General features: G+C 36.8%; 29 protein-coding genes. All 29 read left to right on the top strand.

The annotated features are described in order from the left end of the window. Nucleotides 1-166 precede the first annotated feature (166 nt). The 29 genes from CLCY_RS13245 (at nucleotide 167) to rpsM (ending at nucleotide 14,515) form a co-directional block, all read left to right on the top strand. Nucleotides 167-1,024, top strand: a complete 858-nt coding sequence (locus CLCY_RS13245; RefSeq protein WP_048571611.1) for a YitT family protein — start codon at nucleotides 167-169, stop codon at nucleotides 1,022-1,024. 397 nt (nucleotides 1,025-1,421) lie between these two features. Further along, complete coding sequence (rpsJ, locus tag CLCY_RS13240) at nucleotides 1,422-1,730, top strand: 30S ribosomal protein S10 (protein WP_048571610.1); 309 nt, start codon at nucleotides 1,422-1,424, stop codon at nucleotides 1,728-1,730. A 57-nt stretch (nucleotides 1,731-1,787) separates the two neighbouring features. Next, entirely contained in the window at nucleotides 1,788-2,417 is a 630-nt protein-coding gene (rplC, locus tag CLCY_RS13235) for a 50S ribosomal protein L3 (protein ID WP_048571609.1), read from the top strand. A 26-nt stretch (nucleotides 2,418-2,443) separates the two neighbouring features. After that, nucleotides 2,444-3,064, top strand: a complete 621-nt coding sequence (gene rplD, locus CLCY_RS13230; protein WP_048571608.1) for a 50S ribosomal protein L4 — start codon at nucleotides 2,444-2,446, stop codon at nucleotides 3,062-3,064. Next, on the top strand, nucleotides 3,064-3,363 hold the full coding sequence (rplW, locus tag CLCY_RS13225) for a 50S ribosomal protein L23 (RefSeq protein WP_048571607.1): 300 nt from the start codon (nucleotides 3,064-3,066) through the stop codon (nucleotides 3,361-3,363). The genes rplD and rplW overlap by 1 nt, the downstream gene beginning before the upstream one ends. Nucleotides 3,364-3,431: 68 nt before the next feature. Continuing rightward, complete coding sequence (rplB, locus tag CLCY_RS13220; RefSeq protein WP_048571606.1) at nucleotides 3,432-4,268, top strand: 50S ribosomal protein L2; 837 nt, start codon at nucleotides 3,432-3,434, stop codon at nucleotides 4,266-4,268. Between the two features lie 85 nt (nucleotides 4,269-4,353). Beyond that, nucleotides 4,354-4,635 (top strand): 30S ribosomal protein S19, encoded by a 282-nt coding sequence (gene rpsS / locus CLCY_RS13215; RefSeq protein WP_048571605.1) that lies wholly within the window; start codon nucleotides 4,354-4,356, stop codon nucleotides 4,633-4,635. 18 nt (nucleotides 4,636-4,653) lie between these two features. Then, entirely contained in the window at nucleotides 4,654-4,989 is a 336-nt protein-coding gene (gene rplV, locus CLCY_RS13210; protein ID WP_048571604.1) for a 50S ribosomal protein L22, read from the top strand. A 21-nt stretch (nucleotides 4,990-5,010) separates the two neighbouring features. Next, the gene (rpsC, locus tag CLCY_RS13205; RefSeq protein WP_048571603.1) at nucleotides 5,011-5,697 is read left to right on the top strand and encodes a 30S ribosomal protein S3; all 687 of its coding nucleotides are present in this window, start codon (nucleotides 5,011-5,013) and stop codon (nucleotides 5,695-5,697) included. Nucleotides 5,698-5,730: 33 nt separating this feature from the next. Continuing rightward, entirely contained in the window at nucleotides 5,731-6,174 is a 444-nt protein-coding gene (gene rplP, locus CLCY_RS13200; RefSeq protein ID WP_048571602.1) for a 50S ribosomal protein L16, read from the top strand. Further along, entirely contained in the window at nucleotides 6,164-6,376 is a 213-nt protein-coding gene (gene rpmC, locus CLCY_RS13195; RefSeq protein WP_048571601.1) for a 50S ribosomal protein L29, read from the top strand. The genes rplP and rpmC overlap by 11 nt, the downstream gene beginning before the upstream one ends. An 18-nt stretch (nucleotides 6,377-6,394) precedes the next feature. Then, nucleotides 6,395-6,649, top strand: coding sequence for a 30S ribosomal protein S17 (gene rpsQ / locus CLCY_RS13190; protein ID WP_048571600.1), 255 nt, complete (start codon nucleotides 6,395-6,397; stop codon nucleotides 6,647-6,649). A gap of 25 nt (nucleotides 6,650-6,674) precedes the next feature. After that, entirely contained in the window at nucleotides 6,675-7,043 is a 369-nt protein-coding gene (gene rplN, locus CLCY_RS13185) for a 50S ribosomal protein L14 (protein ID WP_048571599.1), read from the top strand. 19 nt (nucleotides 7,044-7,062) lie between these two features. After that, complete coding sequence (gene rplX, locus CLCY_RS13180; RefSeq protein WP_048571598.1) at nucleotides 7,063-7,380, top strand: 50S ribosomal protein L24; 318 nt, start codon at nucleotides 7,063-7,065, stop codon at nucleotides 7,378-7,380. Nucleotides 7,381-7,402: 22 nt separating this feature from the next. Then, nucleotides 7,403-7,945 carry a 50S ribosomal protein L5 gene (gene rplE, locus CLCY_RS13175; protein WP_048571597.1) on the top strand — a complete coding sequence of 181 codons (543 nt, stop codon included), beginning with the start codon at nucleotides 7,403-7,405 and terminating at the stop codon, nucleotides 7,943-7,945. Between the two features lie 16 nt (nucleotides 7,946-7,961). Further along, on the top strand, nucleotides 7,962-8,147 hold the full coding sequence (locus CLCY_RS13170) for a type Z 30S ribosomal protein S14 (protein WP_048571596.1): 186 nt from the start codon (nucleotides 7,962-7,964) through the stop codon (nucleotides 8,145-8,147). A gap of 30 nt (nucleotides 8,148-8,177) precedes the next feature. After that, a complete protein-coding gene (rpsH, locus tag CLCY_RS13165; protein WP_048571595.1) occupies nucleotides 8,178-8,576 on the top strand; it encodes a 30S ribosomal protein S8 in 399 nt (132 codons plus the stop codon). Nucleotides 8,577-8,600: 24 nt separating this feature from the next. Continuing rightward, nucleotides 8,601-9,143: a 50S ribosomal protein L6 gene (gene rplF / locus CLCY_RS13160; RefSeq protein ID WP_048571594.1), complete on the top strand. Its 543-nt coding sequence runs from the start codon at nucleotides 8,601-8,603 to the stop codon at nucleotides 9,141-9,143. A gap of 21 nt (nucleotides 9,144-9,164) precedes the next feature. Continuing rightward, a complete protein-coding gene (gene rplR / locus CLCY_RS13155) occupies nucleotides 9,165-9,533 on the top strand; it encodes a 50S ribosomal protein L18 (protein WP_048571593.1) in 369 nt (122 codons plus the stop codon). 20 nt (nucleotides 9,534-9,553) lie between these two features. Continuing rightward, a complete protein-coding gene (rpsE, locus tag CLCY_RS13150) occupies nucleotides 9,554-10,051 on the top strand; it encodes a 30S ribosomal protein S5 (protein ID WP_048571592.1) in 498 nt (165 codons plus the stop codon). Between the two features lie 12 nt (nucleotides 10,052-10,063). Continuing rightward, nucleotides 10,064-10,243 carry a 50S ribosomal protein L30 gene (rpmD, locus tag CLCY_RS13145; RefSeq protein WP_048571591.1) on the top strand — a complete coding sequence of 60 codons (180 nt, stop codon included), beginning with the start codon at nucleotides 10,064-10,066 and terminating at the stop codon, nucleotides 10,241-10,243. 19 nt (nucleotides 10,244-10,262) lie between these two features. After that, nucleotides 10,263-10,703, top strand: coding sequence for a 50S ribosomal protein L15 (rplO, locus tag CLCY_RS13140; protein WP_048571590.1), 441 nt, complete (start codon nucleotides 10,263-10,265; stop codon nucleotides 10,701-10,703). A 1-nt stretch (nucleotide 10,704) separates the two neighbouring features. After that, nucleotides 10,705-11,982, top strand: coding sequence for a preprotein translocase subunit SecY (gene secY, locus CLCY_RS13135; protein WP_048571589.1), 1,278 nt, complete (start codon nucleotides 10,705-10,707; stop codon nucleotides 11,980-11,982). Nucleotides 11,983-12,001: 19 nt separating this feature from the next. Then, nucleotides 12,002-12,652 (top strand): adenylate kinase, encoded by a 651-nt coding sequence (locus tag CLCY_RS13130; protein WP_048571588.1) that lies wholly within the window; start codon nucleotides 12,002-12,004, stop codon nucleotides 12,650-12,652. Continuing rightward, complete coding sequence (gene map / locus CLCY_RS13125; RefSeq protein ID WP_048571587.1) at nucleotides 12,652-13,404, top strand: type I methionyl aminopeptidase; 753 nt, start codon at nucleotides 12,652-12,654, stop codon at nucleotides 13,402-13,404. The genes CLCY_RS13130 and map overlap by 1 nt, the downstream gene beginning before the upstream one ends. Nucleotides 13,405-13,414: 10 nt before the next feature. Beyond that, nucleotides 13,415-13,687: a KOW domain-containing RNA-binding protein gene (locus CLCY_RS13120; protein ID WP_242844985.1), complete on the top strand. Its 273-nt coding sequence runs from the start codon at nucleotides 13,415-13,417 to the stop codon at nucleotides 13,685-13,687. Between the two features lie 16 nt (nucleotides 13,688-13,703). Next, nucleotides 13,704-13,922 (top strand): translation initiation factor IF-1, encoded by a 219-nt coding sequence (infA, locus tag CLCY_RS13115; RefSeq protein WP_048571585.1) that lies wholly within the window; start codon nucleotides 13,704-13,706, stop codon nucleotides 13,920-13,922. A gap of 21 nt (nucleotides 13,923-13,943) precedes the next feature. Beyond that, nucleotides 13,944-14,057: a 50S ribosomal protein L36 gene (gene rpmJ, locus CLCY_RS13110; protein WP_048571584.1), complete on the top strand. Its 114-nt coding sequence runs from the start codon at nucleotides 13,944-13,946 to the stop codon at nucleotides 14,055-14,057. A gap of 86 nt (nucleotides 14,058-14,143) precedes the next feature. Then, nucleotides 14,144-14,515, top strand: coding sequence for a 30S ribosomal protein S13 (gene rpsM, locus CLCY_RS13105; RefSeq protein WP_048571583.1), 372 nt, complete (start codon nucleotides 14,144-14,146; stop codon nucleotides 14,513-14,515). The last annotated feature ends 15 nt before the right edge of the window (nucleotides 14,516-14,530 follow it).

Below are 14,530 nucleotides of genomic sequence, written 5' to 3'. Positions count from 1 at the left end.
AAGGTGGAAGAACAGTAGGGGCTGGAGTTGTTTCATCAATATCAGCTGAATAATTTTAGTTTTTAGTATAAAAAGAGAAAAGAGAAATCTTTTCTCTTTTTTTTTTACAATTATCTTAAATCTACTATGTTATTATTTATATATATAAGATTTAGGAGGAGGATATATGACAAAAATAAAAAATAAAATACTAAAACATGGACTCCGAATTTTTTTTATGACACTTGGAGCAGTACTAGCATCCTTAGGACTTGAGGTTTTTTTAATTCCGAATAATATAATAGACGGAGGAATTGTCGGCATATCTATAATGGCGAGTTACATTACGAAGATATCACTTGGGGTATTTACTTTTATTTTAAATTTACCATTTCTATTTATAGGGTATAAACATATAGGAAAGACCTTTGCAATATCTAGTTTATATTCTATAGCTATTTTTTCTACATTCTTAACATATTTTAAACCAATATCACCTTTAACAGATGATGTGCTTTTAGCAGCTATATTTGGAGGTATAATACTTGGAGTCGGAGTTGGACTCATAATAAAAAATAGTGGTTCACTTGATGGGACAGAAATAATTGCAATAATAATGGATAAGAGAACAGGATTTTCTGTTGGTGAAATAGTTATGTTCTTTAATATTTTTATACTAGGTAGTTCAGGAATATTATTTGGATGGGATAGAGCAATGTACTCTTTAATTGCATATTTCATAGCCTATAAAGTAATAGATGTTACGGTAGAAGGGTTAAATGAATCGAAGGCTGCAATGATAATATCAAACAGGCACGAGGAAATAGCTGATGCGCTAATGGCAAGGCTTGGTAGAGGGGTAACTCTTATCGATGCTCGAGGAGGATACACTGGTATACCAACAGAAGTTATATATGTAGTTATAACCCGTCTTGAAATAGCAAAGCTTAAGGAAATTATAAATAGTATAGATGAAGGAGCACTAGTTACTATAGATAGTGTTGAGGTTATAGGGAAAAAGTACCAGAAGAAAGCTATACATTAAATATTGAAATTTCAATCTATTATATTAATTACAAAATAAGATGTCAGAATATAAAGATTTAAGTGTAACTGTTGTACAAATAAAAAAATAATGCTACAATATAAAAACGTGATAGAAACTTTGTATAAAACACGAAAAAGAAATTCATGTAACTCTTGATATTTATTTTAAAATGTAGTAGAATATAAGAGTTGTGAATTATCTAGGATGCGATGAAGCAAGAGGTTGCCACCTTAAGGGGAATTCTTGTGGAGAATGTCCTGATCAAGAATCGGGCGACAAGAGTTCTGTACTTTAAATTTCTGCAAGGTATAGACACACCAGGGGAAGTGTACAGAATGACTTTTGTTGTGCGTAGTAAAAATAAGACGTGCGATGAAAAGGAGGGAAATATTTTATGGCAAAGCAAAAAATAAGAATCAAGCTAAAGGCATTTGATCACAATTTATTAGATGCATCAGCACAAAGAATAGTTGAAACAGCAAAGAAAACTGGAGCTAAGGTATCAGGTCCAGTACCACTACCAACTGAAAAGGATGTAGTTACAATACTAAGAGCTGTTCACAAGTACAAGGATTCTAGAGAGCAATTCGAAATCAGAACTCATAAGAGACTTGTTGATATTCTTAACCCAACTCAAAAGACTGTAGATTCTCTAATGAGACTAGATCTACCAGCTGGAGTTGAAATCGAAATAAAGCTTTAATTAAAAGTTGTTATGAATGCCAAGGCATTCCGCTAATTAACTGAGGAGGTGCGAACATTGAAGAAGGCTATATTAGGAAAAAAGATAGGGATGACTCAAATATTCGATGAAATCGGAAGAGTAATTCCAGTAACAGTTATAGAAGCAGGACCATGTGTAGTTATTCAAAAGAAAACTGAAGAAACTGATGGTTACAATGCTATAAAGGTTGGATACGGAGACGTGAGAGAAAAGCTTCTTAACCAACCAGTAAAGGGGCAATTTGCTAAGGCAAATGTTTCAATAAAGAGATATCTGAAGGAATTCAGACTTGAAGATACAACTACTTACGAAGTAGGAAGCGAAATAAAGGTTGATGTTTTTGAAGCAGGAGATAAGGTTGACGTTACAGGAACATCAAAGGGTAAAGGTTTCGCAGGAACTATTAAGAAGTGGAACTTCAGCAGAGGGCCAATGACTCACGGTTCTAAGTACCACAGAGGAGTAGGTTCAATGGGTGCTGCATCATTCCCATCAAGAACATTTAAGGGTAAGAAGATGCCAGGACACATGGGAGCTGTAAAGACTACAACTCAAAATCTTGAAATAGTTAGAGTTGATGCTGAAAGAAACCTAATCCTTATTAGAGGAGCGGTTCCAGGACCTAAGAAGGGTCTAGTAATGATCAAGAATACAGTTAAGGCTTAATCTTGAGGGGAAAGGAGGAAACACACATGTCAAAGGTAACTTTATTTAACGTAAATGCAGAAAAGGTTGGAGAAATCGAACTTTCAGATGCAGTGTTCGGAGTAGAAATTAATCCAGAAGTTATGCATCAAGTAGTTAAGATGCAACTTGCAAATAAGAGACAAGGAACTCAATCAGCACTTACAAGAGCTGAAGTTCGTGGAGGTGGCATTAAGCCATGGAGACAAAAGGGAACTGGTAGAGCAAGACAAGGTTCAATCAGAGCTCCACAATGGGCACACGGTGGAATTGTATTCGCACCAAAGCCAAGAGATTACAGCTTCTCAGTACCAAAGAAGGTAAAGAGACTAGCTCTTAAGTCAGCTTTATCATCAAAGGTAGCTAGTAACGAAATAATCGTTCTAGAAGACCTAAGCATGGAAGCTCCAAAGACTAAGGCAATTGTTGAACTTCTAAGCAAGTTTGACGTTAAGAAGACTCTAATAGTAGTTAAGGAATCAAATGAAAACATCTACAAGTCAGTAAGAAATCTAGTAGGTGCTCATGTAATTCCAGTTAACAATCTAAATGTATATGACATTCTTAAGTATGAAAAAATGATGATTACTAAGGATGCAGTTGAAAAGGTTGAGGAGGTGTACGCATAATGAAGCTAACAAATTACGATGTAATAATAAAGCCAGTTATAACTGAAAAGTCAATGGCTCAAATGGCTGACAGACAATACACCTTCATGGTACACGTTGACTCAAATAAGTCAATGATAAAGAGAGCAGTTGAAGAAGTATTCGGAGTTAAGGTAGAAGACGTTAAGACTCTTAACTACGATGGAAAGCTTAAGAGAGTAGGACGTAGCATAGGAAGAAGAGCTTCTTTCAAGAAAGCAGTTATTAAGCTAACAGCTGATAGCAAGGCTATAGAATTCTTTGAAGGATTTAACGCTTAATCTTCTTAAATAGATAGAAAGCCGTTATTGACATAAGTCAGATAAGCGAACGATAGGAGGGAATACGAATGGGTATAAAGGTTTATAGACCAACTTCTGCCGGAAGAAGAAACATGACTGTTTTAACTTTCGAAGAACTAACTAAGAACGCGACTCCAGAGAAGTCACTTCTAGTTGCCCTAAAAAAGCATTCAGGTAGAAATGCACACGGTAGAATAACTGTTCGTCACAGAGGTGGCGGAGCTAAAATAAAGTACAGACTTATCGATTTTAAGAGAGATAAGGATGGAATACCTGCAAAGGTTACTCAAATAGAGTATGATCCAAACAGAACAGCGTTTATAGCGCTACTAAGCTATGTTGATGGAGAAAAGAGATACATCCTAGCTCCAAACGGACTAAAGGTTGGAGATACAGTTGTATCAGGACCAGAAGCTGATATTAAGATTGGTAATGCACTACCAATAAAGAATATCCCAGTTGGTACTACAATTCACAACATCGAACTTTTCCCAGGTAAGGGTGGTCAATTAGTTAGATCAGCAGGAGCTGAGGCTCAACTAATGGCTAAGGAAGAAACTTACTCACAAGTAAGACTACCAAGTGGTGAAGTTAGACTAGTAAGAACTGATTGTAAGGCTACTGTTGGAACAATTGGTAACCTATCACATGAACTTGTTAACATAGGTAAAGCTGGTAAGAAGAGACATATGGGTATTAGACCTACAGTTAGAGGTTCTGTAATGAACCCTAATGATCACCCACACGGTGGAGGGGAAGGTAGATCACCTATCGGTAGACCATCTCCAGTTACTCCATGGGGTAAACCAGCCCTTGGATATAAGACAAGAAAGAATAACAAGTACTCAGATAAGTTTATTGTTAAGACAAGAAAGAAGAAGTAGTAAGGAAGTAGCATGACCGCATAGGAAAGCTCTTATGCGATCATCATCCTTAATCTTAATAACCTTGTGAAGGGAGGCACGAACATTGAGTAGATCACTTAAAAAAGGACCATTTGTACAAGAAGTACTTTTAAAGAGAATAATTGAAATGAACAAGTCAGGAGAAAAGAAGGTATTAAAGACTTGGTCAAGAAGTTCAACAATATTCCCACAAATGGCAGGTCACACAATCGCAGTTTATGATGGAAGAAAACATGTTCCAGTATATGTTACTGAAGACATGATAGGACATAAGCTTGGTGAATTTGCACCTACAAGAACATACAGAGGACATGACTACGACGAAAAGTCATCAAAGAGAAGATAGTGAAAGGAGGGCGCTAAAATGGAAGCAAGAGCATACGCTAAATATATTAGAATGTCTCCTCTAAAGGTTAGAGTTGTACTTAATTTAATAAGAGGAAAAAACGTTGGAGAAGCAATAGCTATACTTAAGCACACACCAAGAGCAGCTGCTCCTGTTGTAGAAAAGCTTCTTAAATCAGCTATAGCAAACGCTGAAAACAACAACAAGATGGATGTATCAAAGCTTTATGTATCAGAAACATTCGTAGGTCAAGGACCTTCACTAAAGAGATACAGACCACACGCTCAAGGTAGAGCATTTAGAATATTAAAGAGAACTAGCCATATTACAATGGCAGTTAAAGAAAGAGCATAATCTCGGAAGGAGGGTCAAAGCGTGGGACAAAAAGTTAATCCACACGGACTAAGAGTAGGTGTAATCAAAGAGTGGAGTGCAAAATGGTATGCAGACAAGAAGAATTTTGCAGACCAACTAATTGAAGACAACCAAATAAGAAAATTCATTAAGAATAAGCTTTATACAGCTGGTATTTCAAGAACAACAATTGAAAGAACTGCAAATAGAGTTAAGATAAACATCTTTACAGCGAAGCCAGGAATCGTAATCGGAAAAGGCGGAGCAGGTGTTGAAGAATTAAAGAAACAAATCCAAAAGATGACTTCAAAGAATGTTCTTATTAATATTGTTGAAGTTAAGAACCCTGAAACTGATGCACAACTTGTTGCTGAAAACATAGCTCTTCAACTTGAAAAGAGAGTTTCATTTAGAAAGGCTATGAAGCAAACAATTTCTAGATCAATGAAATTTGGAATAAAGGGTATCAAGACTGCATGTGCAGGTAGACTAGGTGGAGCTGAAATGGCTAGAACTGAAGGATACAACGAAGGTACTATTCCACTACAAACACTAAGAGCTGACATTGATTACGGATTTGCTGAAGCAAACACAACATACGGTAAAATCGGTGTTAAGGTTTGGATTTACAAGGGTGAAGTTCTTGGAAAGAGAAGAGAACTTGCAACTCCTATGGAAAGAGAAAAAAAGGAAACTTCAAAGAAGTAATTTGAGACTTATACAGGAAGGAGGAATAACGTAATGTTAATGCCTAAGAGAGTAAAACATCGTAAGGTTCAACGTGGTAGAATGACTGGTAAAGCTACAAGAGGTAACTTTATCGCTTACGGAGATTACGCAATCCAGGCTTTAGAATGCGGTTGGATAACAAGCAACCAAATCGAAGCTGCAAGAATTGCTATAAATAGATACATCAGAAGAGGGGGAAAACTTTGGATAAAAGTGTTCCCAGATAAGCCAGTAACACAAAAGCCTGCTGAAACTCGTATGGGTTCAGGTAAGGGATCACCAGAATACTGGGTAGCTGTAGTTAAACCTGGCAGAATACTTTTCGAACTTACAGGAGTTCCTGAAGATACAGCTAGAGAAGCTATGAGACTTGCTATGCATAAGCTTCCTATGAAGACTAAGTTCGTTACGAGAAGAGACTTCGAAGAAATGGGTGGTGAAGTAAATGAAGGCTAAAGAGTTAAGTGCAGTTCGTGAAAACAACGTTTTAGAAATACAAGGAAAAGTTATGGAACTTAAAGCTGAACTTTTTAACCTTAGATTCCAACTTGCTACAGGCCAGTTAGAAAACCCATCAAGAATCAAAGAAGTTAAAAAGTCAATAGCTCAGCTTAAGACCATCCTTAGAGAAAAAGAGCTTAAAGATAGCGATAGATAATGAAGGGAGGTACTTCCATTGGAAAGAGGACTAAGAAAAGTTAGGATAGGCAAGATTGTTTCAGACAAGATGGATAAGACTATCGTAGTAGCCGTGGCAACTAAGGTTAGACATCCACTTTATAATAAAACAATGAACAGAACTACAAAGTTCAAGGCTCATGATGAAGACAATTCAGCTAAAGTTGGAGATACAGTTAAGATAATGGAAACAAGACCATTAAGTAAGGATAAAAGATGGAGACTTGTTGAAATCCTTGAAAGAGCGAAGTAATTAAAGCGGAGAGGAGGTTACTTTCATGATTCAGCAACAAACAAGGCTAAGAGTGGCAGACAACTCTGGAGCAAAAGAAATTATGTGCATACGTGTCCTTGGTGGCTCAAAGAGAAAATGGGGAAACATAGGTGACATAATAGTAGCTAGCGTTAAGAGTGCAACACCTGGCGGGGTTGTTAAAAAAGGTGACGTAGTTAAGGCTGTTATCGTTAGATCAGTAAAGGGTGTAAGAAGAGCAGACGGTTCATATATAAAGTTCGATGAAAACGCTGCGGTAATTATCAAGGATGATAAGAACCCAAGAGGAACAAGAATTTTCGGACCTGTTGCAAGAGAACTTAGAGAAAAAGAATTCACAAAGATTCTTTCACTTGCACCGGAAGTACTATAAAGAGTAGGAGGTGGCTTAAGTGGCAAAGGTTCACGTTAAAAGAGGAGACACTGTATGTGTTATAGCAGGTAAAGATTCAAAGAAAATAGGCGAAGTTTTAAAGGTTATCCCTAAGTCAAACAGAGTAATCGTTAAGGACGTTAATATGATAACAAAACATGTTAAGCCTAATGCTGCTAATAGAGAAGGCGGAATCGTTAAGAAGGAAGCATCAATACATGCTTCTAACGTAATGCTATACTGCAAGAAGTGCGATAAAGCAACTAGAGTAGCACACAAATTCTTAGAAGACGGTTCTAAGGTAAGATACTGCAAAAAATGTAATGAAACTTTATAAAAGCAGAAGGGAGGTTTTCTAAATGACACCAAGACTTAGAGATAAGTATGAAAATGAAGTGGTAGCTGCAATGCGTGAAAAGTTCGGTTACAAAAGCATTATGCAAGTACCAAAAATAGAAAAAGTAGTTGTTAACATGGGATGTGGAGATGCTAAGGATAACTCAAAGCTTCTTGACGCTGCTGTTAGCGATTTAACACTAATTTCAGGACAAAAGGCTATAGTTACTAGAGCTAAGAAATCAGTAGCTAACTTCAAAATAAGAGAAGGTATGCCTTTAGGATGTAAGGTAACATTAAGAGGAGCTAAGATGTATGAATTCGTAGACAGACTTGTTAATGTTGCACTACCAAGAGTTAGAGACTTCAAGGGAGTTTCAGGAAAGGCTTTTGACGGTAGAGGAAATTATGCTCTAGGAGTTAAGGAACAACTTATATTCCCTGAAGTTGAGTATGATAAGATTGAAAAGTTAAGAGGTATGGATATAATATTCGTTACTACAGCGAAGACAGACGAAGAAGCTAAGGAATTACTAAAGCTTCTTGGAATGCCTTTTGCTCAGTAATTAAGGAGGCAATATTGTGGCACGTAAGGCGATGATAGAAAAATGGAAGAAGGAACCAAAGTTTTCTTCCAGAGCATATACAAGATGCAGAATATGTGGTAGACCACACTCTGTATTAAAGAAATTTGGAATCTGCAGAATTTGCTTTAGAGAACTTGCATACAAGGGAGAAATTCCAGGATGCAAGAAAGCAAGCTGGTAATTTACTTATAAGTGAAAGGAGGCAGTAACTATGGTTATGACTGATCCAATAGCTGATATGTTAACTCGTATCAGAAATGCAAATATAGTGAGACACGAAAGCGTGGAACTTCCTGCTTCAAAAATAAAGAAGGCAGTGGCTGATATCCTAGTTCAAGAAGGATACCTAGCTAAGTCAGAAGATTATGTTGATGGAGCAGTTCCAATGCTTAAACTAACATTAAAGTACGGAACAAACAAAGAAAGAGTAATAACTGGACTAAGAAGAATTTCAAAGCCAGGTCTTAGAATATACGCTCAAAAGGACAATATACCAAAGGTTCTTGGTGGGCTTGGAACAGCAGTACTTTCAACTTCTAACGGTATAATGACTGATAAGAAGGCTAGAACTGAAGGTATTGGTGGAGAAGTTATTTGTTACATTTGGTAATAAGAATCAATAGGAGGTGCGATTATGTCAAGAGTAGGTAGACTTCCAGTTGCTCTTCCACAAGGAGTAACTGTTACTGTTGATTCTAACAACGTTGTAACAGTAAAAGGTTCTAAGGGAACTTTAACTAAGGGAATGAGCAAGCAAATAAACATCGCGGTTGAAGACAGCCAAGTGGTTGTAACTAGACCAAACGATGAAAAAGAAGTAAGATCACTACATGGATTAACTAGAGCATTAATTAATAATATGGTTGTTGGAGTATCAGAAGGATACAAGAAAACACTAGACCTTGTTGGTGTTGGTTACAAGGTAGCTAAGCAAGGTAAGAAGATAGTATTAAACGTTGGATATTCACATCCAGTTGAAATAGAAGAAGTAGAAGGAATTACACTAGATGTTCCAGGTCCAAACCAAATAATTGTTAACGGAATTGACAAGGAACTTGTAGGACATATTTCTGCTAACATCAGAAGTGTAAGACCACCTGAACCATACAAGGGTAAGGGAATTAAGTACGCTGACGAAGTAGTTAGACGTAAAGAAGGTAAGACAGGTAAGAAGTAATAGGAAAGGAGTGAGCTTTGTATGATTAATAAGCCATCCAAAAACGGACAAAGAGAAAAAAGACATCTAAGAGTTCGTAAGAAGGTAACTGGTACGGCTGGTCGTCCAAGATTAAACGTATTTAGAAGTGAAAAGCAAATATATGCTCAAATTATAAATGATGTTGAAGGTAAGACACTAGTAGCAGCTTCATCAATCGACAAAGAACTTAAAGGCAAGCTAGCACTTGGAAGTAATAAGGAAGCAGCTAAGGTTGTTGGAGAACTTATTGCTAAGAGAGCACTTGAAAGCGGCATAAGTGATGTAGTATTTGATAGAGGCGGATACATTTATCACGGAAGAGTTAAGGTACTTGCAGAAGCAGCGAGAGAAGCAGGCCTTAACTTCTAATTGAAGAAGGAGGGAAACAGATGAGAGTCGATCCTAGCAAGTTAAACCTTAAAGAAAAGGTTGTATTTATAAACAGAGTTGCTAAGGTTGTTAAGGGTGGTAGAAACTTTAGATTCAGCGCCCTTGTAGTAGTTGGTGACGAAAACGGACATGTAGGAACTGGTATCGGTAAAGCAACTGAAGTTCCAGAAGCTATTAGAAAAGCTATAGAAGACGCTAAGAAAAACCTTATAAAGGTAGAAATGGTAGAAACTACAGTACCACACGATTCAATCGGAGAATATGGTGCTGGAAGAGTACTAATAATGCCAGCAGTAGAAGGTACAGGGGTTATCGCTGGGGGACCAGTGCGTGCCGTACTTGAACTAGCAGGACTTAAGGATGTTAGAGCTAAGTCACTTGGTTCAAACAATCCAAGAAATATGGTTAATGCAACACTAAACGGACTTTCCAACATGAAAACAGTTGAGCAAATTGCAAAGCTAAGAGGAAAGACTGTAGAAGAAATACTAGGTTAGGAGGGATTAACAGTGGCTAAAGTAAAAGTAACGCTAACTAAGAGCTTAATCGGAAAGAAACCTGACCAAAAAGCAACAGTAAAGGCACTAGGACTAAATAAGCTAGGATCATCTGTTGAACACGATGTTACACCTCAAATCAGAGGTATGATAAACAAGATAAATTTCATGGTAAAAGTAGAAGAAGTTTAATATAGAGGGAGGTGCGAAAATGAGACTTCACGAATTAAGACCAGCTCCCGGTTCAGTAAAGGAGCCAAAGAGAAAAGGTAGAGGTACTGCAACAGGTCAAGGTAAAACATCAGGAAGAGGACAAAAAGGTCAAGGTTCACGTTCAGGTGGTGGAGTAAGACCAGGATTTGAAGGAGGGCAAATGCCACTTCATAGAAGACTTCCAAAGAGAGGTTTCACTAATATCTTTGCTAAAAACTATGCTGAAATCAACATAGAAACTCTAAATAGATTCGAAGATGGAACAGAAGTTACACCAGAACTTCTTAAGGAAACAAAGGTACTTAAGAACCTAGGTGACGGTGTTAAGGTTCTAGGAAACGGAGAGCTTACAAAGAAGCTTACAGTTAAAGCAGCTAAGTTCACAGAATCAGCAGCTAAGAAGATTGAAGCAGCCGGAGGCAAGGTAGAGGTGATATAAATTGTTTAAAACCTTACGCAACGCATGGAGTATTCCTGATTTAAGGAAGAAACTCTTTGTTACTTTGGCACTTTTAATGGTATTCAGGGCAGGTATTTTTATTCCTGTTCCTGATATCAATAGAGCAGCCTTACAGCAAATGGTAGAGGGCGGTTTATTCTTCGGATTCCTTGATATTCTTTCAGGTGGTGGATTTAAAAACTTTAGTATTTTTGCTATGGGTATAAGTCCATACATTACAGCTTCAATTATTATGAGTTTGCTTACAATAGCCCTTCCAAGGCTAGAGCAACTTCAAAAAGAGGGGCAAGATGGTAGAAAGAAAATAGCTGAAATAACCAGATACTTAACAGTTGGATTTGCACTTTTACAATCATTTAGTATGGCTGTATATTTAAGTGTAAATAAAGTCTTGGCTAATGGTTCTGCACTAAATCTAATTACAGTAATGATTACTTTGACAACAGGTACTTTATTTGTAATGTGGTTAGGTGAAAAGATCACAGAGTATGGAATTGGAAATGGTTCATCATTAATAATCTTTACAGGAATTATTGCTAAGATACCTAGTTTAGGGTATGAATTAGGTGTTCTTGTAAAAGGTGGAACTATGAATATAATGCAGGTAGCATTAATAATAATTTTTGCTATACTTGTTATAATAGGAATAGTTATTATGGATTTAGGGGAAAGAAGAGTTCCTGTTCAATACGCTCAAAGGAAAGTTGGTGCAAAGACCTTTGGAGGTCAAAACACTCACATTCCAATAAACGTAAACTCAACAGGAGTTATAGCTATCATTTTTGCAATGTCAGTTATGCAATTTCCTTTAGTTATATCACAACTATTTTTAGCTCCATCTAGTCAATGGCGTCAGCTATTTGAAAAGGGACTTTTAAGTATTAATGGACCAATCTATCCAATTGTTTACGTTCTATTTATTATATTCTTTACTTGGTTCTATACATCAGTTACTTTTAAACCTGATGAAATGGCTGAAAATCTTCAAAAAAGTGGAGGTTTTATACCAGGTATTAGACCAGGACATCCTACAGAGAACTTCTTAACGAATGTATTAAATAGAATGACATTTATCGGAGGTATATTTGCTTCAATAGTTGCAATTATTCCGATATTACTAGCGCAATTTGCACCACACTTGAAGAATTTTCAATTAGGTGGTACAACTATGTTAATCATGGTTAATGTTGCACTAGAGCTTAGAAAGCAAGTAAGAGCTCAGTTAGTTATGAAAAACTATGGCGGTTTCTTAAAATAGATTTAATGGAGATGGTTAAATGAGAATAGTATTGCTTGGACCTCCAGGATCAGGAAAAGGAACACAGGCAAAATTCATAATAGATAAGTTTGGAATTCCTCATATCTCAACTGGAGATATTTTTAGAAAGAACATTAAGGAAGGGACTCCACTTGGAGTTGAGGCTAAGTCTTATATAGATAAGGGCCAGCTAGTTCCTGATGAACTTACTATAGCAATAGTTGAAGATAGACTTAAGGAAGATGACTGTAAAAATGGATTTATGCTAGACGGTTTCCCAAGAACAGTAGCTCAAGCAGAAGCTTTAACTAAGGCACTTGAATCTATGAACACATCACTTGACCATGTTATAAATATCGCAGTTGCTGACAAGGCACTTGTTGATAGATTAACAGGTAGAAGAGTGTGCTTATCTTGTGGAGCTAGTTTCCATATGGTGTTTAATCCACCTAAGAAGGAAGGCATATGTGACTACTGCTCAGCTGAACTTGTTCAAAGAGCAGATGATAACATTGATACAGTATCAAGTAGGTTAGAGGTATATGGAACTCAAACTAAACCTCTAATAGAATACTATGAGATAAAGGGACTACTTAGAGCTATTGAAGGTGAAAAGGATATTGATAAGGTATTCGAAGACATCTGCAAGGCCCTAGGGAGCGATAAGTAATGATTTATCTAAAGTCAAGTAATGAAATAGATATGATGCGTAAGGCAGGAATGATTGTAGCAGAAACTTTACTAAAATTAGAAGAAGCTGTTAGACCAGGAATTACAACTTTAGAACTTGATAAGATTGCAGAAGAATATATACTTAATTCAGGTGCACGTCCATCCTTTAAGGGATATGGCGGCTTCCCTGGATCAATATGTGCATCAGTAAATGAAGAAATAGTTCATGGAATACCATCATCAAAAAGAGTATTGCAGGAAGGTGACATAATCAGTGTTGACTGTGGGGCATACTTTAAAGGATTCCATGGTGATGCAGCAAGAACATTTGCTGTTGGAAGCATCTCAGATGAAGCTAAAAAGCTGATAGATGTTACAGAGCAAAGCTTCTTTGAAGGCATAAAACATGCTTATATAGGAAAAAGAATTGGAGATATTTCAAATGCGGTGCAAAGATATGCCGAAGGTTACGGATTCTCTCTAGTAAGAGACTATGTAGGTCACGGAATAGGTAAATCACTACATGAAGAGCCTTCAGTTCCTAACTATGGAAAGGCTGGTAGAGGCCCAAAACTTGCTCGAGGCATGGTGCTTGCTATAGAACCAATGGTTAATCTTGGAGTATATGCAGCAGAGCAACTGTCAGATGGATGGACTGTGGTTACAACTGACGGAAAACTATCTGCTCACTATGAGAATACAGTTGCAATATTAGAAAATGGTCCTGAAATACTCACACTTATAAAATAGAGGTGAATGCATGATGGGTGAAATAACCCTAGGACAGATTGTACATTCAAGGGCAGGTAGAGATAAGGATAGATACTTCATCGTAGTTGGCATAGTCAGTAGTGAATATGTACTTCTAGCAGATGGAAATCTTCGAAAGATAGGCAATCCTAAGAAGAAAAAAGTTAAGCATTTAGTTCTTCATGATAGTTTAGCTTTAGAAATAAAGGAAAGACTAAAAGATGGGAAAAAAGTACTTGACGCAGATCTTCGAAAATGCCTGCAGTCAATGAACTTGTTATAAGGAGGTTTGTTACCGAATGGCAAAGGATGATGTAATAGAACTACAAGGAACAGTACTAGAATCGCTGCCAAATGCTACTTTTCAAGTAGAACTTGAAAATGGCCACAAAATAGTAGCTCACATATCAGGAAAGCTTAGAATGAATTTTATAAGAATTCTTCCAGGTGATAAGGTGACGGTTAATGTTTCACCTTACGACTTAAGTCGTGGTAGAATAGTATGGAGAGCAAAGTAGTATAAAAAAGGAGGAATAGCCATGAAGGTTAGACCATCTGTAAAACCTATATGCGAAAAATGTAAAGTTATAAGAAGACATGGCAGAGTAATGGTTATATGCGAAAATCCAAAGCATAAGCAAAAGCAAGGTTAATTAGAACGCGGCTGCACTAAATTATTATTTGGTGTTTAATATAAATATTTTCGAATTCGAATTAACACAGGAGGTGTAGAAGTTAAATGGCTAGAATAGCTGGTGTTGACATACCAAGAGAAAAAAGAGTAGAAATAGCACTTACTTATATATTTGGAATTGGTAAGCCAAGTGCACAACAAATACTTGCTGAAACTGGTATTAGCCCTGATACAAGAGTTAAGAATCTAACTGAAGAAGAAGTTAACATGCTTAGAGATTGTATCAGCAAAAGTTTCACAGTTGAAGGTGACTTAAGAAGAACAGTAGCTCTTAACATTAAGAGACTTATGGAAATCGGTTCTTACAGAGGAATGAGACATAGAAGAGGTCTTCCATGTAGAGGTCAAAAGACTAAGACTAATGCTAGAACAAGAAAAGGACCTAAGAGAACTGTAAGCGGTAGAAAGAAAAAGTAATCAAGGAGGGAAGAT

It is taken from the genome of Clostridium cylindrosporum DSM 605, assembly GCF_001047375.1.
Taxonomy (GTDB): Bacteria; Bacillota; Clostridia; order Clostridiales; family Caloramatoraceae; genus Clostridium_AB; species Clostridium_AB cylindrosporum.
The sequence above is the reverse complement of the archived record's forward strand: the minus strand, read 5'-3'. Positions and strand labels throughout refer to the sequence as shown.